The sequence below is a fragment of the Streptomyces sp. NPDC051133 genome (genome assembly GCF_040682635.1).
Lineage (GTDB): Bacteria > Actinomycetota > Actinomycetes > Streptomycetales > Streptomycetaceae > Streptomyces.
Genome location: NZ_JBFBBK010000039.1, coordinates 17,417 through 39,588, shown reverse-complemented (window position 1 = coordinate 39,588; position 22,172 = coordinate 17,417). Strand labels below are relative to the sequence as shown.

At 73.1% G+C, this 22,172-nt stretch carries 22 protein-coding genes; 12 read left to right on the top strand and 10 right to left on the bottom strand.

Annotation, left to right across the window (positions count from 1 at the left end):
- Positions 1 to 59 precede the first annotated feature (59 nt).
- The 10 genes from AB0N17_RS32285 to AB0N17_RS32240 all read left to right on the top strand — a co-directional run bounded on the left by AB0N17_RS32285 (position 60) and on the right by AB0N17_RS32240 (position 10,308).
- On the top strand, positions 60 to 2,603 hold the full coding sequence (locus tag AB0N17_RS32285; RefSeq protein WP_366015130.1) for a YfhO family protein: 2,544 nt from the start codon (positions 60 to 62) through the stop codon (positions 2,601 to 2,603).
- A gap of 23 nt (positions 2,604 to 2,626) precedes the next feature.
- On the top strand, positions 2,627 to 3,577 hold the full coding sequence (locus tag AB0N17_RS32280; protein WP_366015129.1) for a glycosyltransferase family 2 protein: 951 nt from the start codon (positions 2,627 to 2,629) through the stop codon (positions 3,575 to 3,577).
- Positions 3,574 to 3,945, top strand: a complete 372-nt coding sequence (locus AB0N17_RS32275; RefSeq protein WP_366015128.1) for a GtrA family protein — start codon at positions 3,574 to 3,576, stop codon at positions 3,943 to 3,945. The genes AB0N17_RS32280 and AB0N17_RS32275 overlap by 4 nt, the downstream gene beginning before the upstream one ends.
- A gap of 56 nt (positions 3,946 to 4,001) precedes the next feature.
- A complete protein-coding gene (gene argC, locus AB0N17_RS32270; RefSeq protein ID WP_366015127.1) occupies positions 4,002 to 5,030 on the top strand; it encodes an N-acetyl-gamma-glutamyl-phosphate reductase in 1,029 nt (342 codons plus the stop codon).
- On the top strand, positions 5,027 to 6,178 hold the full coding sequence (gene argJ, locus AB0N17_RS32265) for a bifunctional glutamate N-acetyltransferase/amino-acid acetyltransferase ArgJ (RefSeq protein WP_366015126.1): 1,152 nt from the start codon (positions 5,027 to 5,029) through the stop codon (positions 6,176 to 6,178). The genes argC and argJ overlap by 4 nt, the downstream gene beginning before the upstream one ends.
- The gene (gene argB, locus AB0N17_RS32260; RefSeq protein WP_366015124.1) at positions 6,175 to 7,080 is read left to right on the top strand and encodes an acetylglutamate kinase; all 906 of its coding nucleotides are present in this window, start codon (positions 6,175 to 6,177) and stop codon (positions 7,078 to 7,080) included. The genes argJ and argB overlap by 4 nt, the downstream gene beginning before the upstream one ends.
- Complete coding sequence (locus AB0N17_RS32255; RefSeq protein WP_366015123.1) at positions 7,077 to 8,276, top strand: acetylornithine transaminase; 1,200 nt, start codon at positions 7,077 to 7,079, stop codon at positions 8,274 to 8,276. Before argB ends, AB0N17_RS32255 begins: the two co-directional genes overlap by 4 nt.
- A 7-nt stretch (positions 8,277 to 8,283) precedes the next feature.
- Complete coding sequence (locus tag AB0N17_RS32250; protein WP_366015122.1) at positions 8,284 to 8,826, top strand: arginine repressor; 543 nt, start codon at positions 8,284 to 8,286, stop codon at positions 8,824 to 8,826.
- Between the two features lie 110 nt (positions 8,827 to 8,936).
- Entirely contained in the window at positions 8,937 to 9,524 is a 588-nt protein-coding gene (locus tag AB0N17_RS32245; RefSeq protein ID WP_366015121.1) for a sigma-70 family RNA polymerase sigma factor, read from the top strand.
- A complete protein-coding gene (locus tag AB0N17_RS32240; protein ID WP_366015120.1) occupies positions 9,514 to 10,308 on the top strand; it encodes a hypothetical protein in 795 nt (264 codons plus the stop codon). Before AB0N17_RS32245 ends, AB0N17_RS32240 begins: the two co-directional genes overlap by 11 nt.
- 39 nt (positions 10,309 to 10,347) lie before the next feature.
- On the opposite strand, the gene AB0N17_RS32235 is transcribed toward AB0N17_RS32240, so the two are convergent.
- The 8 genes from AB0N17_RS32235 to AB0N17_RS32200 form a co-directional block, all read right to left on the bottom strand.
- Positions 10,348 to 11,184, bottom strand: coding sequence for a serine/threonine-protein kinase (locus AB0N17_RS32235; protein ID WP_366015119.1), 837 nt, complete (start codon positions 11,182 to 11,184; stop codon positions 10,348 to 10,350).
- Positions 11,181 to 12,995: an ABC transporter ATP-binding protein gene (locus AB0N17_RS32230; protein ID WP_366015118.1), complete on the bottom strand. Its 1,815-nt coding sequence runs from the start codon at positions 12,993 to 12,995 to the stop codon at positions 11,181 to 11,183. The genes AB0N17_RS32235 and AB0N17_RS32230 overlap by 4 nt, the downstream gene beginning before the upstream one ends.
- Before the next feature lie 73 nt (positions 12,996 to 13,068).
- A complete protein-coding gene (locus AB0N17_RS32225) occupies positions 13,069 to 13,266 on the bottom strand; it encodes a hypothetical protein (protein WP_366015117.1) in 198 nt (65 codons plus the stop codon).
- 84 nt (positions 13,267 to 13,350) lie between these two features.
- On the bottom strand, positions 13,351 to 14,154 hold the full coding sequence (locus tag AB0N17_RS32220) for an FAD:protein FMN transferase (protein WP_366015116.1): 804 nt from the start codon (positions 14,152 to 14,154) through the stop codon (positions 13,351 to 13,353).
- Entirely contained in the window at positions 14,147 to 14,983 is an 837-nt protein-coding gene (locus tag AB0N17_RS32215; protein ID WP_366015115.1) for an FMN-binding protein, read from the bottom strand. The genes AB0N17_RS32220 and AB0N17_RS32215 overlap by 8 nt, the downstream gene beginning before the upstream one ends.
- A gap of 25 nt (positions 14,984 to 15,008) precedes the next feature.
- Entirely contained in the window at positions 15,009 to 16,391 is a 1,383-nt protein-coding gene (locus tag AB0N17_RS32210) for a ferredoxin reductase family protein (RefSeq protein ID WP_366015114.1), read from the bottom strand.
- A 59-nt stretch (positions 16,392 to 16,450) separates the two neighbouring features.
- On the bottom strand, positions 16,451 to 16,942 hold the full coding sequence (locus AB0N17_RS32205; RefSeq protein ID WP_366015113.1) for an FMN-binding protein: 492 nt from the start codon (positions 16,940 to 16,942) through the stop codon (positions 16,451 to 16,453).
- A 12-nt stretch (positions 16,943 to 16,954) separates the two neighbouring features.
- Entirely contained in the window at positions 16,955 to 18,307 is a 1,353-nt protein-coding gene (locus AB0N17_RS32200) for a ferric reductase-like transmembrane domain-containing protein (RefSeq protein WP_366015112.1), read from the bottom strand.
- Positions 18,308 to 18,505: 198 nt separating this feature from the next.
- Here AB0N17_RS32200 and AB0N17_RS32195 point away from each other — a divergent pair, with 198 nt between their 5' ends.
- Entirely contained in the window at positions 18,506 to 19,246 is a 741-nt protein-coding gene (locus AB0N17_RS32195; protein ID WP_366015111.1) for a response regulator transcription factor, read from the top strand.
- The gene (locus tag AB0N17_RS32190) at positions 19,243 to 20,724 is read left to right on the top strand and encodes a HAMP domain-containing sensor histidine kinase (RefSeq protein ID WP_366015110.1); all 1,482 of its coding nucleotides are present in this window, start codon (positions 19,243 to 19,245) and stop codon (positions 20,722 to 20,724) included. Before AB0N17_RS32195 ends, AB0N17_RS32190 begins: the two co-directional genes overlap by 4 nt.
- A gap of 2 nt (positions 20,725 to 20,726) precedes the next feature.
- On the opposite strand, the gene AB0N17_RS32185 is transcribed toward AB0N17_RS32190, so the two are convergent.
- Both AB0N17_RS32185 and AB0N17_RS32180 read right to left on the bottom strand, forming a co-directional pair.
- Complete coding sequence (locus AB0N17_RS32185; protein WP_366015109.1) at positions 20,727 to 21,431, bottom strand: L,D-transpeptidase family protein; 705 nt, start codon at positions 21,429 to 21,431, stop codon at positions 20,727 to 20,729.
- A 3-nt stretch (positions 21,432 to 21,434) separates the two neighbouring features.
- Positions 21,435 to 22,022: a pyridoxamine 5'-phosphate oxidase family protein gene (locus AB0N17_RS32180; RefSeq protein WP_366015108.1), complete on the bottom strand. Its 588-nt coding sequence runs from the start codon at positions 22,020 to 22,022 to the stop codon at positions 21,435 to 21,437.
- Positions 22,023 to 22,172: the final 150 nt, after the last annotated feature.

The following is a 22,172-nucleotide window of genomic DNA, read 5'->3' as shown; positions in this document are numbered from 1 at the left end:
TTCGTCCATGAGGTGCTCGAAGGGCACCACCCGGCCCGCGTTGAGTACGAGCACCGCCAGTGTCTCCCGCCCCACGCGCCGCCGCCCTGCTCGCGGCGGCCTTCACCGCGGCCGTGTTCTGCGCCGCCGACGCCCTCGCGCGCACCTACCCCTTCGGCCCCCGCACTCGCAGCGTCAGCGACCTGGGCAACCAGTACGTGCCCTTCCACGCCCACCTGTGGGACCTGCTGCACGGCCACGCCGACGGCGGGCTCCTCGTCAACTGGCAGTCCGGCTACGGCTCCAGCTTCCTGCCCGATCTCGGCACCTACCTCGGCAGCCCCTTCGCCCTGCTCGTCGCCGTCTTCCCGCGCGACCGGATCGACCTCGCGGTGTACGCCGTCACCGTCCTGAAGGCCGCGTCCGCCGCGGCCGCCATGGCGTGGCTGCTGCTCGTCCTGCGACCGGGCCGCACCTGGGCGGCGGGCCTGCTCGGTGCCTCCTACGCGCTGTGCGGCTGGACCCTGGCCGACGCGGACTACAACCCGATGTGGCTCGACGGCCTGGTCGCCCTGCCCCTGCTCTGCCTGGTCGGTGAGTGGGTCCTCGCCGGGCGGCGCAGGCTCCCCGGCGTCCTGATCGTCGCCCTCGCCTGGACCGCCAACTTCTACACCGCCTACATGGCCACCCTCGGTGCCGGACTGGTCCTGCTGCTGCGCCTGCTGCTCGCCCGTCCGTCCCGACGGCAGGCCCTCGCCGCGGCCGGCCGGGCCGCCCTCACCGTCGCCCTCGGCGTGGGTCTCGCCGCCCCGCTCGTCACGGTGATCTGGTTCGGCACCCGGCACGCCCACCCGGGCCGCGTCCGCCCGTTCACCCCCGTACCCGGCGAGGACCTGCTGGCGCGGCTGCTGCCCGCCACGTACGGCTTCGGCTCCCCGGCTCTCTACGTCGGCACCACGACCCTGCTGCTCGCCCTCGCCCTGCCCTTCCACCGGGCGGTCCCGGTCCGGGTCCGCGTCGGCTGGACGGCCCTGGTGCTCGCGGTCACGCTGTCGCTCCAGTGGGCGCCCACCAGCCTGGTCTGGCACGCCTTCGCCACCCCGCAGGGCAGCTCCTACCGGCAGGCCTTCGTGCCGTGCGGGCTGCTCGTCATCGCCGCCTGGCACACGCTGTCCCACGGCCCCCCGGGGCGGCGCGCGCCGGCCGCCGCGACCGCGCTGCTCGCCCTGACCGCCGCGCTCGCGAGCCGCAGCGGCCTGGTGCGCCCCCACACCTGGCCGGTGCTGCTGCTCGCCGTCGGCGGCACCCTGTGCGGACTCGTCCTCCTGGGGCGTGCCGGATCGCGGACCAGGCTCGCCGGTCTGGCCGTCGTCCTCCTGCTCGGCGCCCAGTTCGGCGAGACGGCCGCCACCTCCGCCGTGACCACTGGGCTGCGCCTGAAGCATCTGGACGACTACGCGCCCTGGGGGCGGCGGCAGGAGCGGCAGGCGGCGCAGATCGCCGGGGCCGACGGCTGGCCCCGCTACCGCACGGACCCCGGCCGCGAACAGACCGCCGGCAACGATCCGTTGCTGGTGGGCGGCCAGGGCGCCCAGTACTACAGCAGCCTGACCTCCGACGTCCTCAGCCGTACCCTGACCGCCCTCGGCGGCGGCTGGACCTCGCGCGGCCGCAGCGTGCAGAGCCTGGACAACGCGGTCACCGACGTCCTGTTCTCCGTCGGCGCCCGGCTGCACAACCCGCCCGACCCGCACCAGGCGGCGCCGCTCCAGGCCGGCCCCCCGCCCGGCGTGACCCGGCGCGAGGTGCCGCCCCTGGTGACCGTGCGCGCCACCCCCGCCACCGTCCCCTTCGGGCCGTCGCCGTACCGCAACCAGGAACTCCTCCTCGGCAGCCGCGTGTACACGGTGGCCCGCCTCACCGTGCGGGACGACACCGGGACGCCGGTCCCGGCGCGCCGGGTCGGCGTGGGCCACGCCCTGACGAGCCCGACGCTCACGGCCCGCTGCCCGGCCGGAACCCAGGTGAACCTGTGGGCCCCGTACTTCTCCGGCACCGCCCGGCTCGCGGGCACCGGCACCGCGACCCCGTTCACGTCCGAGTACCCGCGCAGCCGGGCCGCGATGGAACCGCTCGGCCGGACCCCCGCCTCCGGCGAGGTGCGGATCGAGCTGACCCCGAACCGCCCCGGCCGCATCCCGCCCGGCGCGGTCGGCTGCCTGGACACCGCCCGGCTGCGCGCCGCCGCCGCCCGGCTCACGGCCACCGGCGCCACCGGGGTGAGCGTCGACGACGGCACGCTGCGCGCCCGCCTGCCCGCCGGCAGCAAGGGGACCGCCGTCGTCGCCGCGCCCCGGATCGCCGGCTGGCGGTGCGCCACCGGTGACGGCGCGGCCCGGCCCGCGGGCGACTACCACGGCCTGATCGCCGTCCCCCTCGACGGCCGGTCGACCTCCCTGACCTGCACCTTCCACCCACCCGGCCTGCGGCTGGGCACGACCGTCGGGGCCGCCTCGCTGGTGACCCTCGTGCTGCTCACCGCCCTCACCGCCGTCCGCCGCAGGCGCGTTCCCGCGCCGCCCACGACCGCACCGTCGCGCGAGCGCGTGACCACCGCTTCCTGACCGCGTTCTGGGGGGAACCCACCATGCTCATCACCGTCGTCGCGCCCTGCTACAACGAGGAAGGCGTCGTCGCGCGCTTCCACGAAGAGGTCCAGAAGGTCGCCGAGGAACTGCTGCCGCTCGGCCACGACATGGAGTTCGTGTACGTCGACGACGGCAGCCGCGACCGCACCCTCACCGTGCTGACCCGCCTCGCGGACCTCGATGCCCGGGTGCGGTACGTCTCCTTCAGCCGCAACTTCGGCAAGGAGGCCGCCCTGCTGGCGGGCCTGCGGCACGCCTCGGGCGACGCGGTGATCGTCATGGACGCCGATCTGCAGCACCCGCCGGAACTGATCAAGCGGATGGTGGACCTGCGCGAACAGGGCCACGACCAGGTCATCGCCCGGCGCAGCCGCACCGGCGACCGCCTCACCCGGACCCTCACCGCGCGCCTGTACTACCGGCTCGTCAACCGCCTGGTCGACGTCGAACTCGTCGACGGCGTGGGCGACTTCCGGCTGCTGTCGCGCCGCGTGGTGGACGCGGTGCTGGACCTGACCGAGTACAACCGCTTCTCCAAGGGCCTGTTCGCCTGGGTGGGCTTCCCGAGCACCACCTTCGAGTACGAGAACGCCGTGCGCGAGGCGGGCAGCAGCTCCTGGAACCTGCGCGGCCTGCTCAACTACGGCCTCGACGGCCTGCTGTCCTTCAACAACCGGCCGCTGCGCGCCGCCCTGTGGCTCGGCATGGGCCTGCTGCTGTGCGCCGGGCTCTACACGGCCTGGATCGTGGGTGCCGCGCTGATCCACGGGGTGCAGACCCCCGGCTATGTGACCATCATCACCGCCGTCACGGCCCTGGCCGGCGTGCAGATGGTCATGCTGGGAGTGATCGGGGAGTACACCGGCCGCATCTACTACGAGGTGAAGGGTCGTCCGCACTTCCTGGTGAAGGCGACCAACGTGGAACGCACGAAAGACCTCATACCTTGAAGCGACAGATTGCCACCTTTGCCGTGGTCGGCGTGATCAACACCGCCACTTATTACTGCCTCTATCTGTTGTTGCTCACGTGGCTTCCCTATCTTGCCGCGCATGTCCTCGCCTTTTCGCTCAGCATGGTCGGATCCTTTTTCCTGAACGCCCGCTTCACCTACCGGACGCGCCCCACCTGGCGGAAATTCCTGTTGTTCCCGCTGACCAACGTCACCAACTTCCTGATCACGACGGCCGGCGTGTACGTGATCGTCGACGTCCTGCACGCCGGGAGCCGCTTCGCCCCACTGCTCGCCTCCGCGGCGGCGATCCCGGTGACCTTCGTCGTCTCCCGCTGGGTGATGCTCCCCAAGTCGATCGCATAGTCGTTGCATAAAACTGCAGAGCTACGTATAGTCATGCCATCACGAGGAGGATGGACATGGCGGTACGTGCGGCGGTGGCCGGAGCGAGCGGGTACGCGGGCGGTGAGGTCCTGCGCCTGCTCCTCGCGCACCCCGAGGTCGAGATCGGTGCCCTGACCGGGAACTCCAACGCCGGCCAGCGGCTCGGCGCGCTCCAGCCGCACCTGCTGCCGCTGGCCGACCGCGTGCTCACCACGACCACGCCCGAGGCCCTCGCCGGACACGACGTGGTCTTCCTGGCGCTGCCGCACGGGCAGTCCGCCGCCGTCGCCGAGCAGCTCGGCCCCGAGGTCCTCGTGATCGACATGGGCGCCGACTTCCGGCTGAAGGACCCGGCCGACTGGGAGACGTTCTACGGCTCCCCGCACGCCGGCACCTGGCCCTACGGCCTCCCCGAACTCCCGGGAGCCCGTGCCGCGCTCACGGGGTCCCGGCGCATCGCGGTGCCCGGCTGCTACCCCACGGCCGTCTCCCTCGCCCTGTTCCCGGCGTACGCGGCCGGACTCGCCGAGCCCGAGGCGGTGGTCGTCGCCGCGTCCGGCACCTCCGGCGCGGGCAAGGCGCCCAAGCCGCACCTGCTCGGCAGCGAGGTCATGGGCTCCATGACGCCGTACGGCGTCGGCGGCGGCCACCGGCACACCCCCGAGATGATCCAGAACCTCAGCGGGGCGGCGGGCGAGCGGGTCTCCGTCTCCTTCACCCCGACCCTGGCGCCGATGCCCCGCGGCATCCTCGCCACGTGCAGCGCGTCCGCCGTCGCCGGGGTGAGCGCGGACTCCGTCCGCGCCGCCTACGAGAAGGCCTACGCCGACGAGCCCTTCGTCCACCTGCTCCCCGAGGGCCGGTGGCCCGCGACGGCGTCCGTCTACGGTTCCAACGCCGTTCAGGTGCAGGTCGCGTACGACGCCGCCGTGGGCCGCATCATCGCGATCAGCGCCATCGACAACCTGACCAAGGGCACCGCCGGCGGTGCCGTCCAGAGCATGAACCTCGCCCTGGGTCTTCCCGAGACCACCGGGCTTTCCACGATCGGAGTCGCACCGTGAGCGTCACGGCAGCCAAGGGATTCACGGCGGCGGGCATCGCCGCCGGGATCAAGGAGAACGGCAACCCCGACCTGGCCCTCGTGGTCAACGACGGGCCCCGCCGTGCGGCCGCCGGCGTCTTCACCTCCAACCGCGTGAAGGCCGCGCCCGTGCTCTGGTCCGAGCAGGTGCTCAAGAGCGGCCAGGTCTCCGCCGTCGTCCTCAACTCCGGTGGCGCCAACGCCTGTACCGGCGCCAAGGGCTTCCAGGACACCCACGCCACCGCCGAGAAGGCGGCCGAGGTGCTCGGCCGCGGCGCCATCGAGGTCGCCGTCTGCTCCACCGGCCTGATCGGCGTACTGCTGCCCATGGACAAGCTGCTCCCGGGCGTCGAGACGGCCGCCGCGCAGCTGTCCGAGCACGGCGGCGAGAAGGCCGCCATCGCCATCAAGACCACCGACACCGTGCACAAGACGTCCGTCGTGACGAAGGACGGCTGGACGGTCGGCGGCATGGCCAAGGGCGCCGGCATGCTCGCCCCCGGCCTCGCCACCATGCTCGTCGTCCTCACCACCGACGCCGACCTCGACGGCGAGACCCTGGACCGGGCCCTGCGCGCCGCCACCAAGGTCACCTTCGACCGGGTCGACTCCGACGGCTGCATGTCCACCAACGACACCGTGCTGCTGCTCGCCTCCGGCGCCTCCGGCATCACCCCGGAGTACGCCGGGTTCGCCGAGGCCGTGACCCGGGTCTGCGACGACCTCGGCCGGCAGCTCATCGGCGACGCCGAGGGCGCCAGCAAGGACATCAAGGTCGAGGTGATCAACGCGGCGAGCGAGGAGGACGCCGTCGAGGTGGGCCGCTCCATCGCCCGCAACAACCTCCTCAAGTGCGCGATCCACGGCGAGGACCCCAACTGGGGCCGCGTCCTGTCCGCGATCGGCACCACCGCGGCCGCGTTCGAGCCGGACCGGCTGGGTGTCGCGATCAACGGCGTCTGGGTGTGCAAGAACGGCTCCGTCGGCGAGGACCGGGAGAAGGTCGACATGCGCTACCGGGAGGTGCACATCGTCGCCGACCTCGCCGCGGGCGCCGAGACCGCGACGATCTGGACCAACGACCTGACCGCCGACTACGTCCACGAGAACAGCGCCTACTCGTCATGACCACGCGTAAGCACACGGCCCTGCCCAAAGCCCAGACCCTCATCGAGGCGCTGCCCTGGCTGACCCGGCACCACGGCAAGACCGTCGTCATCAAGTTCGGCGGCAACGCCATGGTGAACGAGGAGCTGAAGGCCGCCTTCGCCCAGGACGTCGTCTTCCTGCGGCACGCCGGTCTCAAGCCCGTCGTCGTGCACGGCGGCGGCCCCCAGATCAGCGCCGCCCTCGACCGGCACGGCATCGTCAGCGAGTTCAAGGCGGGCCTGCGCGTCACCAGCGAGGACGCCATGGACGTCGTACGGATGGTGCTGGCCGGGCAGGTGCAGCGCGAGCTGGTCGGCCTGCTCAACCAGCACGGCCCGCTCGCCGTCGGCCTGACGGGCGAGGACGCCCACACCATCACCGCCACCAAACACCAGCCGGAGATCGCCGGCGAGCGGGTCGACATCGGCCGCGTCGGCGAGATCACCCGGATCGACACCGGCGCGATCGAGGCGCTGCTCGCCGACGGCCGGATCCCGGTCGTCTCCTCGATCGCCCGCTCCCAGGACGACCACCATGTCTACAACGTCAATGCTGATACGGCGGCTGCGGCACTCGCTGCGGCACTGGGCGCCGAGACCCTCATGGTCCTCACCGACGTCGAGGGCCTCTACGAGGACTGGCCGAACTCCGACGAGGTGATCAGCCGCCTCACCGCTTCCCAGCTGGAGAAGCTGCTGCCGGAGCTGAGCTCCGGCATGGTGCCGAAGATGGAGGGCTGCCTGCACGCCGTGCGCAACGGCGTGACGACCGCCCGCGTCATCGACGGCCGGGTCCAGCACTCGATCCTGCTGGAGATCTTCACCGACGAGGGCATCGGCACCATGGTCGTGCCCGACGAGCCCGAGGGGGACGCACAGTGACGGGCAACCAGGAGCTGACCCAGCGCTGGCAGGGCGCGCTCATGAACAACTACGGCACGCCGCGCCTGCCCCTCGTGCGGGGCGAGGGCGTGAAGGTGTGGGACGCCGAGGGCCGCGAGTACCACGACTTCGTCGGCGGTATCGCCACCAACGCCCTCGGCCACGCCCACCCGGCGATCGTCGAGGCCGTCAGCCGGCAGATCGGGCAACTCGGCCACGTCTCCAACCTGTTCATGGCCGAGCCCACCGTCACCCTCGCCGAACGGCTGCTGCAGCTCTTCGGCCGGGAGGGCCGCGTCTTCTTCTGCAACTCGGGTGCCGAGGCCAACGAGGCCGCCTTCAAGATCGGCCGGCTGACCGGGCGGACCCACATGGTCGCCACCGACGGCGGCTTCCACGGCCGGACCATGGGCGCCCTCGCGCTCACCGGCCAGCCCGCCAAGCAGGAGCCGTTCCGGCCGCTGCCCGGCGATGTCACGCACGTGCCCTACGGCGACGCACAGGCGCTGGCCGCCGCGGTCACCGAGGACACCGCCCTGGTGGTCATCGAGCCGGTCCAGGGTGAGAACGGCGTCGTGGTCCCGCCCGCCGGCTACCTCAAGGCCGCCCGCGCGATCACCGCCGCCACCGGCGCCCTGCTGGTCCTCGACGAGGTCCAGACCGGCATCGGCCGCACCGGCACCTGGTTCGAGTACCAGGCGCACGAGGGCGTCCTGCCCGACGTCGTCACCCTCGCCAAGCAGCTCGGCGGCGGACTGCCGCTCGGTGCCACGGTCGCCTTCGGCCGGGCCGCCGAACTGCTCCTGCCCGGCCAGCACGGCACGACGTTCGGCGGCAACCCCGTCGCCTGCGCCGCCGGGCTCGCCGTCCTCGACACCATCGACGACCAGGGCCTGCTGGAGAACGTCAAGCGGCAGGGCGCGGCGCTGCGCGAGGGAGTGGAGGCGCTGGGCCACCCGTTGATCGACCACGTCCGGAGCGCCGGCCTGCTCCTGGGTATCGTGCTCACCGGGCCACGCGCGCCGCAGGTGCAGCAGGCGGCCCAGGAGGCCGGGTTCCTGGTGAACGCCCCCGCCCCCGACGTCGTACGGCTCATGCCGCCGCTGAACCTCCACGACGACGAGGTGGGTGCCTTCCTCCAGGCGCTGCCCGGCATCCTCGAGCAGGCCCACGGGGACGGACGATCCGGAGAATGAGACGACGATGAGCCAGGCGCAGGACCACGAGCACGCGGGCGCCGGGCCCGCCGTACCGCAGACCCGCACCGCTCGGCACCGCCGGATCGTGGACATCCTCAACCGGCAGCCGGTGCGGTCGCAGAGCCAGCTGGCGAAGCTGCTCGCCGACGACGGGCTGAGCGTCACCCAGGCGACGCTCTCCCGCGACCTCGACGAGCTGAACGCGGTCAAGATCCGCAACACCGACGGCGAGCTGATCTACGCGGTGCCGAGCGAGGGCGGCTTCCGTACCCCGCGCGCGCCGCTGGGGGAGTCGGCGAAGGAGGAGCGCATGCGGCGCCTCTCCCAGGAACTGCTGATCTCCGCGGAGGCGTCCGCCAACCTCGTGGTCCTGCGCACCCCGCCCGGCGCGGCCCAGTTCCTCGCCTCGGCGATCGACCAGGCCGAACTCCACGACATCCTCGGCACGATCGCCGGTGACGACACCCTGATGCTGATCAGCCGGGACCCGAGCGGGGGACAGGCGCTGGCCGACCACATGCTGCGGCTGGCACAGAACGCGCACTGAGCCCGCGTGCGGGGCCGGGCCCGGCGGCGGAGAATGAGCGTGTGATCTTCCGCGGCGAGCGGGCAGGCGGGCGGGCAATCCCGTGGCGCCCGTCGGCCGTATACAGAAGTGTGTCGGGTTTGCGGTTCCCCGTGGGTCGCCTCCCGGACGAGGCTCTGCTGTCCGGGCTGGCCGCCGGAGACCCGGAGCTGGCCGTCGTGTTCGTACGGCGTTTCCAGCACCGGGTTTTCGGTGTCGCCATGGCGGTCACCGGGGACCAGCAGCTCGCCGAAGACGTCGCTCAGCAGACGTTCGAGCGTGCCTGGCGGCATGCGCAGATCTACGACTCGCGCCGTGGTTCGGTCACCACCTGGCTGACCACCATCGCGCACAACCTCGCCATCGACGCCGTGCGGGCGCGTCGTACGGAGCCGGTGGCCCCCGAGGACCTGGACGCCCTCCTCGGCGTCGTCACCGAGACCCCCGAGCAGTGGGCGCTGGCCGACGAGGCCTCCGCCACGCTCCGGGCCGCGGTGTCGCGGCTGCCGCGGGAACAGGCCCGGGCCCTGATGATGGCGGGTGTCTACGGGATGACGGCCCAGCAGGTCGCCGACGCGGAGAAGATCCCGCTGGGCACCGCCAAGACGCGCATCCGGGCGGCGATGGCGAAACTGCGCATCACACTGGCGGCTCCGAGGCGAGGCGACCATGTCGAGTGAGGCGAACTGCGAGAAGCTGCGGGAGATCGGCGCCGAGCTGGCGCTGGGCGTGCTGCCCGGCCGGGAGCGGGCGGACGCGATCGCCCATCTGGACCGGTGCGCCGGCTGCCGGGAGTTCGTCCGCCAGATGACGCTGCTCGGCGACCGGCTGATCGGCCTGCTGCCGGACAGCGAGCCGCCGCTCGGGTTCGAGACCAGGGTGGCGCGCAGCCTGACCCAGCGGATGGCGGACCAGGAGGGACGCAGGCCCGTGCGCGGCTTCGGCCCGCTGCGGCTGGGCCTGCGCGGCCGGGCGCGCCGGTTCCGGGTGCGGCTGGGGGCGCTGGTGGCCGGTCTCGCGGTCGCCGCCGGGTTCGCCGGCTGGGGGATCGGCTCCGCCGTCGAGACGGTCACGGCCTCGCCCCCGGCCGCCGTCCAGTCCGAGCCCATGCTGGTCGGGGACATGACCTCGGCCGGGCCCGGAGGGCAGCCCGTCGGCGAGATCTACGCCCACCCCGGCGACCCCGGCTGGATCTTCATGTCGGTCGACATCTCCGGCCACCGGCCCTCGTACACCGGCAAGGTCACCTGCCTGCTCGAACGCCCGGACGGCACGTCCGTGCGGGTCGGTGACTTCCCCGTGCGCGACGGACGCGGCCACTGGAGTGCCTGGGCCACGATCCACCCGGACTCCGTCTCCGGTGCCCGCCTGACGTCCGCCGACGGCACCGTCCTCGCCACGGCCCGTCTCGAGACCGGCTCGGTGACGACCCGGGACGCGCACGAGATGGTGCGGGAGACGTGAGGGGCCTCAGGCGGGCGGGGAGGTCCTGCGGGAGAGGCCTCAGGCGGGCGGGGAGGTCTTGAGGGCGGCGGTCAGTTCGGCGATCGTGGGCCGGGCCGTCGGGGAGGTCAGGAGGCAGGCGTCGACCGCGGCGGCCATAGCGGGCGGCAGCCGGCGCCGGGAGGAGATCGGCGGGGCGCCCTGCGCGCCCCGCGGACACGGCTCACCGGTATCGCCGGGGTCCGTCCGGTCCGCGCTCCCGCCGGTGAACGGCACGTCCCCGCACGCCACTTCGTAGAGCGTGACGCCGATGCCCCACACGTCGGCGGCGGCCGTGAGCGGCCCCTGACGGCCCTGCTCCGGCGCGCGGTAGCGGCGGGTGCCGAGCCCCGCGGGGGCGGGCCCCGGGGGCCGGGCGACGCTGAGGTCCAGCACCTTGGCGTGACCGCGGTCCACCACCACGTTGGACGGCTTGAGGTCCAGGTGCAGCAGGCCCCGGCCGTGCAGGTAGTGCACCGCCGAGCACAGCTGCACCCCGAGCAGCGCCACGTCCGAGGCGCTCGGCCGGTGCCGCAGCCGGTGCACGAGGTGGTCCAGCGTCTCCCCGGTGAGCGTCTCCAGGACGACGAGCGGCTCGGGCGAGGCGAAGGTGTCGTAGCCGCGGACCAGATGCGGGTGGGAGAGGTCCCGCAGCCACCGCCCCTCCCGCAGCAGCCGCTCGGCCAGTTGTTCCTCGCCCCGGCGGTCGGGCCGGACCACCTTGATCACGCACCGGCAGTCCCGTTCCTCGCTCCAGGCGTCGTACACGTCGAGCCAGCCGGTGCGGGCCAGATGCTCCAGGATCTCGTAGCCCGGGGCCGGTCGGGCTCCCGGTGGCAGGGGGGCCGGCCCGCTCATGACAGCACCGCGCCCGCGCTCAGCCGGTGCAGCCGGGCGTACGCGCCGTCGCGCCCCAGCAGGTCGTCGTGGACACCGTCCTCGACGACCCGGCCGTGGTCCAGCACCACGATCCGTGTGGCGTCGCGGACGGTCAGCAGGTTGTGGGAGATGACGACGGTCGTCCGCCCCGCCATGAGCCGGCGCAGCGGGTCCATGATCCGCCGGCCCGACCGGACGTCGAGCCCGGTGGTCGGCTCGTCGAGGAGGAGCACGGGCGCGTCCCTGATCATCGCGCGGGCGATCGCCAGGCGCTGGCACTGCCCGCCGGACAGGGTGCGGCCGCGCTGGCCGACCAGCGTGTCGTACCCGTCCGGGAGCCGCTCGACGAACTCGTGCGCGTCCGCGGCGCGCGCCGCCGCGACGATGTCCGCCTCCGACGCCTCGGGCCGCCCGTAGGCGATGTTCTCCCGCACGGTGCCGTGGAAGACCAGCGTCTCCTGCAGCACCACCGCGACGTTCTCCCGTACGCCGGACAGGCTCAGGTCCCGCAGGTCGGCGCCGTCGAGCAGGACGGCGCCCCGGTCGGGGTCGTAGAAGCGCAGCTGCAGCTTGGCGACGGTCGACTTGCCGGCGCCGCTCGCCCCGACCAGCGCCAGTGTCTCTCCGGGCGCCACCTGGAAGGACACGTCCGACAGCGCCCACGCGGCCGCGCCGGGATAGCGGAACCAGACGCCGTCGAACTCCACCGCGCCCCGCGCGCGGCCGATCCGCCGGGCGCCCGGGCGGTCGGTGACCTGGGGCTTCTGGTCCAGCAACTCGATGATCCGCTCGGCCGAGGCGGAGGCCGCGTAGAAGGTGGTGCCGAGCCCGGACAGGCCGTGCACCGGGCCGTAGAGCTTGCCGATCAGCGCCAGGAAGACCAGCAGCCCGCCCAGCGTGAGCTGTCCCTGGGCCAGTTTCCAGGTGCCGAGGCCCAGCACCGCGAGAACTCCGCACACTTCGATGATCTCGACCAGGGGCCCGTACACGGACCGGATCCGCGCCGAGGCCATCGCCGCCCGGAACCTGCCGACGTTCTCCCGGTCGAACCGGTGCTCCTCCCACCCCTGCCGGTTGTACGCCTGCACCAGGACGACGTTGCCGAGCGCCTCCTCGGCGATCGCGCTGAGCGAGCCGCTGCGCCGTCTGCGCTCCCGGGACGCGGCCTTGATCAGCCGTGCGAAGTGCCGGGCGGCGGCCCAGAACAGCGGCACGATGGCCAGGGCCAGGAGGGTCAGGTCCCACCGCAGGTAGAGCAGGAGGCCCAGGAAGACACCCAGCTGGGTCACGTAGTAGAGGATGTCCGCCACGCCCGAGAGCAGGAACGTCTCCACCGCGTCGACGTCCCCGGTGACGCGGGACAGCACGTCCCCGAGCCGCCGCCGTTGGAAGAAGCCCAGCGACAGGCCCTGCACGTGCCGGAACACGTCGGAGCGCAGGGAGAGCAGGAAGCGCTCGCCGACCCAGGTGGAGAGCACGTTGTCGGCGAACCGCAGAATTCCCGAGCAGACGATGAGGCCCAGGTACGCCGGCGCGATCCAGAGCAACGGCCGCAGGTCGCGGGGGACGAGCACACCGTCCACGACGATCTTGAAGAGCCAGATCTCCGCGGCGTCGGCCAGCGGGCCGACCAGGCTGAAGAAGAGCACGGGCACGAGCCAGCGGCGGCCGCCCCGCGTGTAGGGCCAGAACCGCCGGAACACCTCGCGCGGCGAGACGGCGGGCGCGGCGGCGACGACGGCGTCGGAGGTGTCCCCGACCGAGAGCAGACGCCGCAGGAGATGCGCCATGGGATGCGTTCCTCGGGGAGCGGCGGAGCGGACCGGGTCCTCCGGCCACCGGTCCGCTCCGCCTCATGTGTGATCAGTAACCGCCGTGGCCGCCGTGACCACCGTGGTCTCCGTGGCCGTGGTCGCCGTGGTCTCCGTGGCCGTGGTCGCCGTGACCGTGGTCGCCGTGGTCACCGTGGCCGTGACCGCCGTGCCCCGAGAAGTCGTGGCCCGACGAGAAATCGCCGTGGTCCCGGTGCATGGCCGGGAACAGGCTGGTGAAGATGGCCATCGCGTTCCTCCTGAAACTTGGTGCACATGAGGTACGTGTCAGGGGGGACGTCGGATGGCTTTTCCGCGAAAAAAAATTCTGTTTTCAACCCAATCGTGCGGCCAGCCCGCCGGTGCACCGCACCTCGTCCCCGGCCGTGATCAGCAGGGCCTCCACCCCGGGCAGCGCCTCCAGCCAGGCCAGCCCGGTGCGCGACCCCATCGCGAACGCGGCGGTGGCCCAGCAGTCCACCCACGTCAGCCGCGGCCCCACCACCGTCACCGACACCAGGTCCGTCACCGCCGGCCTTCCGGTGCGCGGATCCACGATGTGCGCACCGCGCTCGGCCGTACCGGACGTCGCCACCGACAGCTCGTCCACTCCCGCCGCCGAGATCACCGCGGCCAGACCGCCCGGGCGCAACGGGTCCGCGACGCCCACGCGCCACGCCCGCTGCGGCTCCGGCGCGCCCAGCATCTGCACGTCCCCGCCGCCGTTCACGCTGACCCCGCACACCCCGGGCACGTCCGCCAGCAGCCGCGCCGCCCGCTCGGCCGACCAGCCCTTGACGATGCCGGTGGGATCCGGCGAACCCCGGTACCGGATGCTGAACCAGCCGTCGCTCACCCGCTCCGCCTCGGCCGCCAGCTGAAGCACCTCGGCCACCTCGGGAGCGCACCGGTCCACGGTCAGCTCGCCCCGGGCCAGCCGGGACACCTCGCTGTCCTCGCGGTAGGTGCTGAACAACGCGTCCACCCGGTGCAGGCCGGCGACGGCCTCGGTGAGCGCCGCCCGTACGGCACCGGGTTCCCCGCCGCGGACGTCGAAGGAGAAGACGGTCCCCATGACCTCCTCCGCATGGCGCACCGCGGCGGGAGCCCCGGCCGGCTCGGCCACCGTCTCAGCCACCGGCCTGGTCCAGCGCCGACTGCAGCGACTGCCGGTAGCCGGTGCTGGTGTAGGTGGCGCCGGAGACGGCGTCGATGTTCGCGTTCCCGGCCGTCACGGCCTCCTGGTTGAGCTTGGGCACGGCGAGCGCCGTCTTCTGGTCGCTGAGGCCGCCCTTGGGCGCCTGCACCGCCGCGGCCTGGGTGATCTTCCCGCCGCTGACGGTGATCCGCACCTGGACCGGGCCGTACTGGGTCTGCGCGACCTTTCCGGTGACGGTACGCGCCCGCGCGGACCCCGACGACCCGGCGGACGACCCCGACGACCCGGCGGATGACCCGGACGACCCCGAGGGCCCGGCAGCGGCCCCTGCCGACCCCGCCGACTTCACCTTGTCCAGCGCCGACTGCAGCGACTTCTTGTAGCCGTCGCTGGTGTACGTCGCCCCGGACACCGCGTCGATCCCCGCGCTCTGCGCGGCCACCGCCTCGCGGTTGAGCCTGGGCACGGCGAGCGCCGTCTTCTGGTCGCTGAGGCCGCCCTTGGGCGCCTGCACCGCCTCCGCCTTGGTGATCTTCCCGCCCGCGACGGTCAGCCGTACCTGCACGGTCCCGTACTGCGTCTGCGTCGCGTCACCGGTGACCGTGCCGGAGCCGGCTGCGGCCTGCCCGCCGCCCTGGGTGCCGCCCTGCGGGGACGTCTGCCCCGCCGCGGTCTGCTGCGGCGCCGCGCCCACCGCCGACGCGGAAGCCGGGTCCGACGCCGGCTTCAGCGACAGCAGCAGCACGACACCGGACACCGTCGCCGCCGTGGCCAGCACGACCCGCCGAAGGGGGTGACTCTTCCTCATCTGTCCGTAGCTCCCTAGCTGCCGCTCACATCTCGAACGACTCGTGATGGATGCGGCGGGCGGGGACCCCCGCGCCGCGCAGTGCCTCGTACACCGACTGCGCGAACCCGGGCGGGCCGCACATGAAGACGTCGTGACGGTCGATGTCCGGGATCTTCCGCTCCAGGTTCTCCGCGGAGATGTCCGGCCGCTCACCCTCCGGGCTGTTCACCGCGTACATCAGCCGGGCGCCCCGCTCGTCGGCGATCTTCGACAGCTCGTCCCACAGCGCCAGGTCCTGCGTGGTGTTGGCCCGGTAGAGCAGGGTGATGTCCCCGGCCGCGCCCGGCAGCGTCTCGAACAGCGCCCGCATCGGCGTGATGCCGACCCCGCCCGCGACCAGCAGCACCTTGCCCCGGCTGCGGCGCTGCGCGGTGAGCGCGCCGTAGGGGCCCTCGGCCCACACCTTGGTGCCGGGCGTCAGCTCGCGCAGCCGGGCGCTGTGGTCGCCGATCGCCTTCACCGTGATCCGCAGCATGTCCGGGCGGGGCGCCGCCGACAGCGAGTAGGGGTGCGAACTGAACCGCATCCCGGGGGCGCGGAACCGCCAGCGGAAGAACTGGCCCGCCTCCGCGCCCATCCGGTGCAGCTTCCGCCCGCCGATCAGCACCGACACGATGCCGGGCGTCTCCTCGATCACCGCCTCCACGCGCATCCGGTGTTTCAGGTTCAGCCGGATCGGGGCGAGGATCCGGTACCAGACCACCAGCGCGGTGACCACGCCGTACAGGCCGTACCAGAAGGTCTTGGCGGCCGGCTCGACCGCGAAGTCGTTGCCGGTGGTGATCTGGTGCCAGAAGGTCAGGAACACCGCCGCGTACGTCAGCAGGTGCACGTGGTACCAGGCGTCGTACGGCAGCCGGCGGCGCACCGGGCCCACCGACGTCAGCCCGATGACCACGAACAGGCCCATGCCGATGGCGGCCTTGCCCATGTCCGGCAGCTGCTCGACGGAGGTGACGGTCTGCTGCACGATGTCGCCGAGCGACTTGCCGGCCTGCAGCGCGTACCCCCACATGGTGAGGAAGACGTGCGCCACGATCAGGCAGAGCGTGTACCGGCCGCTCATCGCGTGCCAGCGGGCGACCCGGTCCGAGCCGACCCGCCGCTCCAGCGCGGGCACCCGCGCCATCTGGAGCACGACCAGCGCCATCAGGTAGCCGGCCAGCAGACCGGTGATCCGGCCCGCGTTGAGGATCCTGCCGTTGTCGTCGGCGATGGACGGGGTGTTGTGCCACCACAGCCACAGCACGGCCGCCGCCCCCGCCCAGACGGCGAGCAGCAGCGGGACGGCCGGGGAGCGGCGCGGGCGGATGCGGCGCATCGTCTGGCGGCGGGCGGCACGTCCGCCTGCGAGCGTGGTGGACACGGTTCCTCCGTGGGCACTTGTCCGTTGGCCCACAGATACGTGCCGCGTCGGCCGAGTGTTCAGAGCCCCGCCGAGTCCAGCGCGGACTGCAGTGACTGCCGGTAACCGTCACTGGTGTACGTCGCTCCCGACACGGTGTCGATCTGCGCGCTCTGCGCCGCGAGCGCCTCGCGCCGCAGCTGGGGCAGGGCGTAGCTGTTGATCTCCTGGTCGCGCGGGTTGTCCTGCGGGTAGTCCACGGCCGTCACGTCGGTGAGCGTGCCGCCCCTGATGGTCACCCGCACCTGGACCGGGCCCCAGCGGGTCCGGACGGTGTTCCCGGTGGCCGTCCTGCTGCCGGTCCCCGTCCCCTGGCCGGAGCCGCCCGGTGAGCTCGATCCGCCGGCGGACGGGGCCGAACTGCTCGACACCGAGGGCGACTTGCCGCTCGCCGACGCCAGCGTGGGGCCGGTGTGCGGTTTCAGCGACAGCAGCAGCACCATCCCGGAGACGGTGGCGGCACTCGCCAGCACGATCCGGCGCAGGGGGCGGTTCTTCTTCAGGGCGTGCATCAGGTCTCCGCCTCACAGCTCGAACGACTCGTGGTGGATACGGCGGTCCGGCACCCCGGCCGCCCGCAGCGCCGCGTACACGTCCTGCGCGAAGCCGTGCGGGCCGCAGATGTAGACGTCGTGGCCGGCCAGGCCCGGGAACGTGGCGCGCAGGGACTGAGCCGTGATGCTCGGCCGCTCGCCGCCCGGCCCGTTCAGCGCGTACAGCACCTGCCCGCCCCGCCAGCGGGCGATCGCCTCCAGCTCGCCGCCCAGCGCCAGGTCCTCGGCGGAGCGGGCCCGGTACAGCAGGGTGACCTCGCCGGGCAGCGTCTCGAACAGCGCCCGCAGGGGGGTGACGCCGACGCCGGCCGCGATCAGCAGCGCGTGCCGGCCGGTGGCCCGGTCGGCGGTCAGGGAGCCGTAGGGGCCCTCCGCCCACACCCGGGTGCCGGGCCTGAGCAGGGCGACGGCCGCGCTGTGGTCGCCGAGCGCCTTGACCGTGATCCGCAGCAGGTCAGGGCGCGGTGGCGCGGACAGGGAGTACGGGGTCGACGCCCAGCCCATGCCCTCGCCGAGGAACCGCCAGCGGAAGAACTGTCCCGGACGCGCCCCCAGCTCCTCCAGGTGCCGCCCGCGCAGGACGACCGAGTACACACCCGGAGCCTCCTGCTGCACCGACTCCACCCGCAGCCGGTGCCGCCGGTTGAGCCGCACCGGGGCGAGGACCCGGTACCGGAGCACCAGGGCGGCCACCCCCAGGTACAGCGCGTACCAGGCGGCGGTCGCGACCGGCTTGCCGTTGAACTCGTCGCCGAGCGTCAGCTGGTGGAAGAAGGCCAGGAAGACCGCCGCGTACGTCAGCAGATGGACGTAGTACCAGAACTCGTAGCTCGTGCGGCGGCGCGCGGCCCGGGCCGAGGTGACGCCGACGGCGAAGAGGATCACCGTGCCGGCGGTGGCCTTGAGCATGTCCGGGTAGTCCAGCACGACGGTGACCGTCTCGTGCCACAGCGAGGCCCGGTCCTGCGCCGCGTACCCGGTGAGGATCAGCGCGATGTGCGCGACGAGCAGGCAGACCGTGTACCGGCCGGCCATCGCGTGCCAGCGCGCCACCCGGTCCGACCCGACCCGGGTCTCCAGCAGCGGCACCCGCGCCATCAGGCCGACGAGCACCGCGCAGGCGTACCCGCACAGCAGCCCAGCGATCCGCCCGGCGCCGGTCAGCCAGCCCGCCGCACCGACCACGGACCCGGTGTCCGCCCACCACGGCGCGACCGCGGCCGCCGCCCCCGCCCACAGCACGGCCAGCACGGCGCCCGCGGGGGAGCGCCGTGCGGTCACGGGCAGGGACGGGGCCGCCCGCCTCGTCTCCACGGTGGTCATCAGTACCGTTCCCTTCGTCCGTCGTGCCAGGCCACTGTGCGGGCCGAAGCTCTGAGCGGCCTCTGAAAAGAGCCTCTTCAGAGCGGACTCAGAGGGTGTTCTCAGACCCGGTTCACAGACCGGCGGCAGCACTCAGAGAAAACTCACAGCCGCCGGGGGCACCGGCCGCCCGGCGCAGGGGCGATGCTGGGAGGCGCGATGAACACCACCCGTTCCGGCCGCCCGGCCCTCACCCGCCCCGACGGCACCTCGCTGCGCGTCCTCGTCGTCGACGACGACCCCGACCTCGCGGAGGTGCTCACCGGGGCCCTGCGCTACGAGGGCTGGGAGGTCCGCGCGGCCGGCGACGGCGCCTCCGCTCTCACCGCCGCGCGCGAGCTGCTGCCCGACGCCGTCGTCCTGGACGTGATGCTGCCGGACACCGACGGCTTCGCCGTGCTGCGCCGGCTGCACGAGGTGCAGCCCGACGTGTGCGTGCTCTTCCTCACCGCACGGGACGCCGTCGAGGACCGGATCGCCGGCATCACGGCGGGCGGCGACGACTACGTCACCAAGCCCTTCAGCCTGGAGGAGGTCGTCGCCCGGCTGCGCGGCCTGCTGCGCCGCGCGGGCATGGCCCGGCAGTCGGAGGAGGGGCCGCGGCTGGCCGTGGGCGACCTGGTGATGGACGAGGAGGCCCGCGAGGTCACCCGGTCCGGCGAGCTGGTCGAACTCTCCCCGACCGAGTTCGAACTCCTGCGCTTCCTCATGCGCAACCCGCGCCGCGTGCTCAGCAAGGCCCAGATCCTCGACCGGGTGTGGTCCTACGACTTCGGCGGCCGGGCCCACGTCGTCGAGCTGTACATCTCCTACCTGCGCAAGAAGGTCGACGCGGGCCGCGAACCGATGATCCACACCGTGCGCGGGGCGGGCTACGTGCTGAAGCCGGCGGCCAGGTGAGCCGCCCGGCCGGCTTTCGGCGCCCGCGCCGGCTGCCCCGCCCCCGCACCCTGCGCGCCCGGCTCACCGTCGGCCTGGTGGTCCTGCTGGCGGTGAGCTGCGCGGCCGTCGGCCTGGCCGCGGTCCTCGAGCTGAACGGCTTCCTCACCCAGCGCCTGGACGAACAGCTCGCCCAGGTCGGCACCCGGTTCCCGGAGAGCCTGGAGCACAACGGCCGGCTGCCGGACGATCACGACGGCGACGAGCGCGGCGACACCCGCCGGATGGCCACCGGCACCTTCGGCGCCCGGCTGCTGGACGGCACGGTCACCAACAAGGGCCTGATCCGCAGCGGCGACCCGTCCGCCGACCTGGCCGTCACCCTGACCGCACAGGACGCGAGGCGGCTGGCCGAGGTGCAGGCCGACGGACGGGCCCACACCGTCGAACTCTCCGCCCTGCACGACTACCGGGTCGTCGCCACCGCCGGCCGGGACGGGGACGTGCTGATCGTCGGGCTTCCGCTGGAGCCGGTCGAGGCCACGGTCCACCGGCTGGAACTGGTCGCCGGGGCCGTCTTCGGCCTGGCGCTGGTGGTGACCGGCGTGGCCGGGGCGTGCTGGGTGCGCTGGTCGCTGCGGCCGCTCAGCCGGGTCGCCGCCACCGCGACCCGGGTCAGCGAACTGCCGTTGGCCAGCGGCGAGGTGGCGCTGCCGCCGCGGGCCCCGGACAGCGACCCGCGCAGCGAGGTCGGCCAGGTGGCAGGGGCCTTCAACCGGATGCTGGGCCACGTCGAGGACGCCCTGACCAAGCGGCACGCCGGCGAGGAGCGGCTGCGCCGGTTCGCCGCCGACGCCAGTCATGAGCTGCGCACCCCGGTCGCCTCGGTCCGCGGGCACGCCGAACTGGCCTTGCTCCACCCCGGCCCGGTGCCGCCCGAGGTCACCCGGGCCCTGGAGCGCATCACCGCCGAGTCCGCCCGGATGGGCGAGATGGTGGACGACCTGCTGCTGCTCGCGCGCCTGGACGCGGGGCGCCCGCTGGAGCGCCGCCCGGTGGACCTGACCCACCTGGTCCTCGACGCCGTCACCGACGCCCGGGCGGCGGGCCCCGGGCACCGCTGGATGCTGGACCTGCCGGAGGACCCGGTGACGGTCACGGGCGACGCCCACCGGCTCCACCAGGTGGTGGCCAACCTGCTGGCCAACGCGCGTGTGCACACACCCGTGGGCACCAAGGTCACCGTCACCCTGGAGACCGTCCCCGACGCGGCCCTCCTCTCGGTCCACGACGACGGCCCCGGCGTCCCCGAAGCCGTCCGGCCGGACGTCTTCGAACGCTTCACCCGAGCGGAACACCGCCGCCGGGCGGACGCCCCCGGCGGCGGAGCGGGCCTGGGCCTGTCGATCGTGACGGCGGTGGCGGAGGCGCACGGGGGGACCGTGGGGGTGGAGAGCGGCCCGGGCTCCACGGCCTTCACGGTGCGCCTGCCGGTCTGACGTCAGTACCGGGTGACGGCCGTGGCTCCGTCCGCGGTCCCGATGGCGACGTGCGGCCGCTTCCCGGGCTCCGCCCACTGCAGGATCCGCTGCATCGCGTCCTGCGGCACCGACACACAACCGGCGGTGGCGCCGTTCCCGTTGACGTGCAGGAAGATGCCGGCGCCGCGACCCCGCACGGGCCGGTCGTAGTTGAAGCCGATGACGAGCGCGTACGCGTACTGCGTCGCATAGGCGCTCAGGTGCTCGGACTCGGAGGCCCGGCAGTCGCCCGGCAGCGGCTCGACCCAGCGGTTGTACGACTGCGAGTCGTTGTCCTGGCACCACCAGGAGTCGTCCTTCACGGCCCGGTACGCCACGGTCGTCCCCGTGGGGGCGGCCTTGGTCCCGAAGCCGAAGGGGAGGTCGTACAGCCCGGTCGGTGTGGTGTCGGTGCCCTGCTTCCGCGAGGCGCCCTCCACCAGCCCGTTGGCCCCGAAGCGCGCGGGCGCGGTTCCGGCCTGCACCCACTGGCCGTCCTTCAGGTCCCACCACGCGAGCGTGCCCGAGGTGGAGCCGGTGTCCGGTGCCTGAGCGGTGATCAGCTGGCTGCCGCCGCCCGTGTCCGCCAGCTGCGCGGGCAGCGGCACGGGCGCGGGGCCCGGCCGGAGACCGAGCAGGGCGAGCGAGGACGCGGACACGAGGGCGAGGACGACACCGGGGCGCATGGCTCAGACGGTAGAGGGCAGCAGCGGCAACGGCAGCCCGGGTAGTCCGTCCAGGCTCGTCGCGACGTGCTCCTTCTTGGTGAAGTACGCGCTCAGCGAGGCGTCGTCCTCGCGTGCGAAGCGCTTGCCGTGCAGATCGCGGTCCTCCTCGTACGCCATGTGGGGGACGGCGTAGCCGCAGGTGTCCCGCACCAGTTCCGCGTGCACGACGATGATCGCGCGCAGGCCGTGGGCGGTGTGGTCGATGTCCGGGAAACGGGCGAGCAGTTCCCCGAACCGGTGGTCGTCGCGGAAGACCGGCTCGCCCCGGCCGTGGACGCGCACGATGTTGGGCGGCCCCTGGAAGGCGCACCACATCAGCGTGATCCGCCCGTTCTCGCGCAGGTGCGCGATGGTCTCGGCGTTGGACCCGGCGAAGTCCAGATAGGCCACGGTGAGCTCGTCCAGTACGGCGAAGGAGCCCTTGAGGCCTTTGGGGGAGAGGTTGACCGTGCCGTCGCCGCCGAGCGGGGCGGTCGCGGTGAAGAAGAGGGGCTGTTCCTCGATGAACGTCCGGAGCCTGCCGTCGATGCGCTCATACGTCTTTCCCATGGCCGCATTATCGGCGCACTTCTTTCGCCTGTCTAAGGAATTCGCCCGAGGGGCGGGCGGGTGGTGATGAATGGATTGACGATTCATGCAGAGCTCTGCATACTCATGCACAACACGCGTGTGAGTACGGTTCGTGCATCCACACCCCTT

Bases quoted from the DNA above. Each gene is read 5' to 3' on its own strand.
- AB0N17_RS32235 (WP_366015119.1), bottom strand. From the start codon at position 11,184: ATGAGCGGGCCGGCCCCCCTGCCACCGGGAGCCCGACCGGCCCCGGGC.
- AB0N17_RS32225 (WP_366015117.1), bottom strand. From the start codon at position 13,266: ATGGCCATCTTCACCAGCCTGTTCCCGGCCATGCACCGGGACCACGGC.
- AB0N17_RS32215 (WP_366015115.1), bottom strand. From the start codon at position 14,983: ATGAGGAAGAGTCACCCCCTTCGGCGGGTCGTGCTGGCCACGGCGGCG.
- AB0N17_RS32240 (WP_366015120.1), top strand. From the start codon at position 9,514: ATGTCGAGTGAGGCGAACTGCGAGAAGCTGCGGGAGATCGGCGCCGAG.
- AB0N17_RS32180 (WP_366015108.1), bottom strand. From the start codon at position 22,022: ATGGGAAAGACGTATGAGCGCATCGACGGCAGGCTCCGGACGTTCATC.
- AB0N17_RS32250 (WP_366015122.1), top strand. From the start codon at position 8,284: ATGAGCCAGGCGCAGGACCACGAGCACGCGGGCGCCGGGCCCGCCGTA.
- AB0N17_RS32280 (WP_366015129.1), top strand. From the start codon at position 2,627: ATGCTCATCACCGTCGTCGCGCCCTGCTACAACGAGGAAGGCGTCGTC.
- AB0N17_RS32205 (WP_366015113.1), bottom strand. From the start codon at position 16,942: ATGCACGCCCTGAAGAAGAACCGCCCCCTGCGCCGGATCGTGCTGGCG.
- AB0N17_RS32230 (WP_366015118.1), bottom strand. From the start codon at position 12,995: ATGGCGCATCTCCTGCGGCGTCTGCTCTCGGTCGGGGACACCTCCGAC.
- AB0N17_RS32195 (WP_366015111.1), top strand. From the start codon at position 18,506: ATGAACACCACCCGTTCCGGCCGCCCGGCCCTCACCCGCCCCGACGGC.
- AB0N17_RS32200 (WP_366015112.1), bottom strand. From the start codon at position 18,307: ATGACCACCGTGGAGACGAGGCGGGCGGCCCCGTCCCTGCCCGTGACC.
- argB (WP_366015124.1), top strand. From the start codon at position 6,175: ATGACCACGCGTAAGCACACGGCCCTGCCCAAAGCCCAGACCCTCATC.
- AB0N17_RS32185 (WP_366015109.1), bottom strand. From the start codon at position 21,431: ATGCGCCCCGGTGTCGTCCTCGCCCTCGTGTCCGCGTCCTCGCTCGCC.
- argC (WP_366015127.1), top strand. From the start codon at position 4,002: ATGGCGGTACGTGCGGCGGTGGCCGGAGCGAGCGGGTACGCGGGCGGT.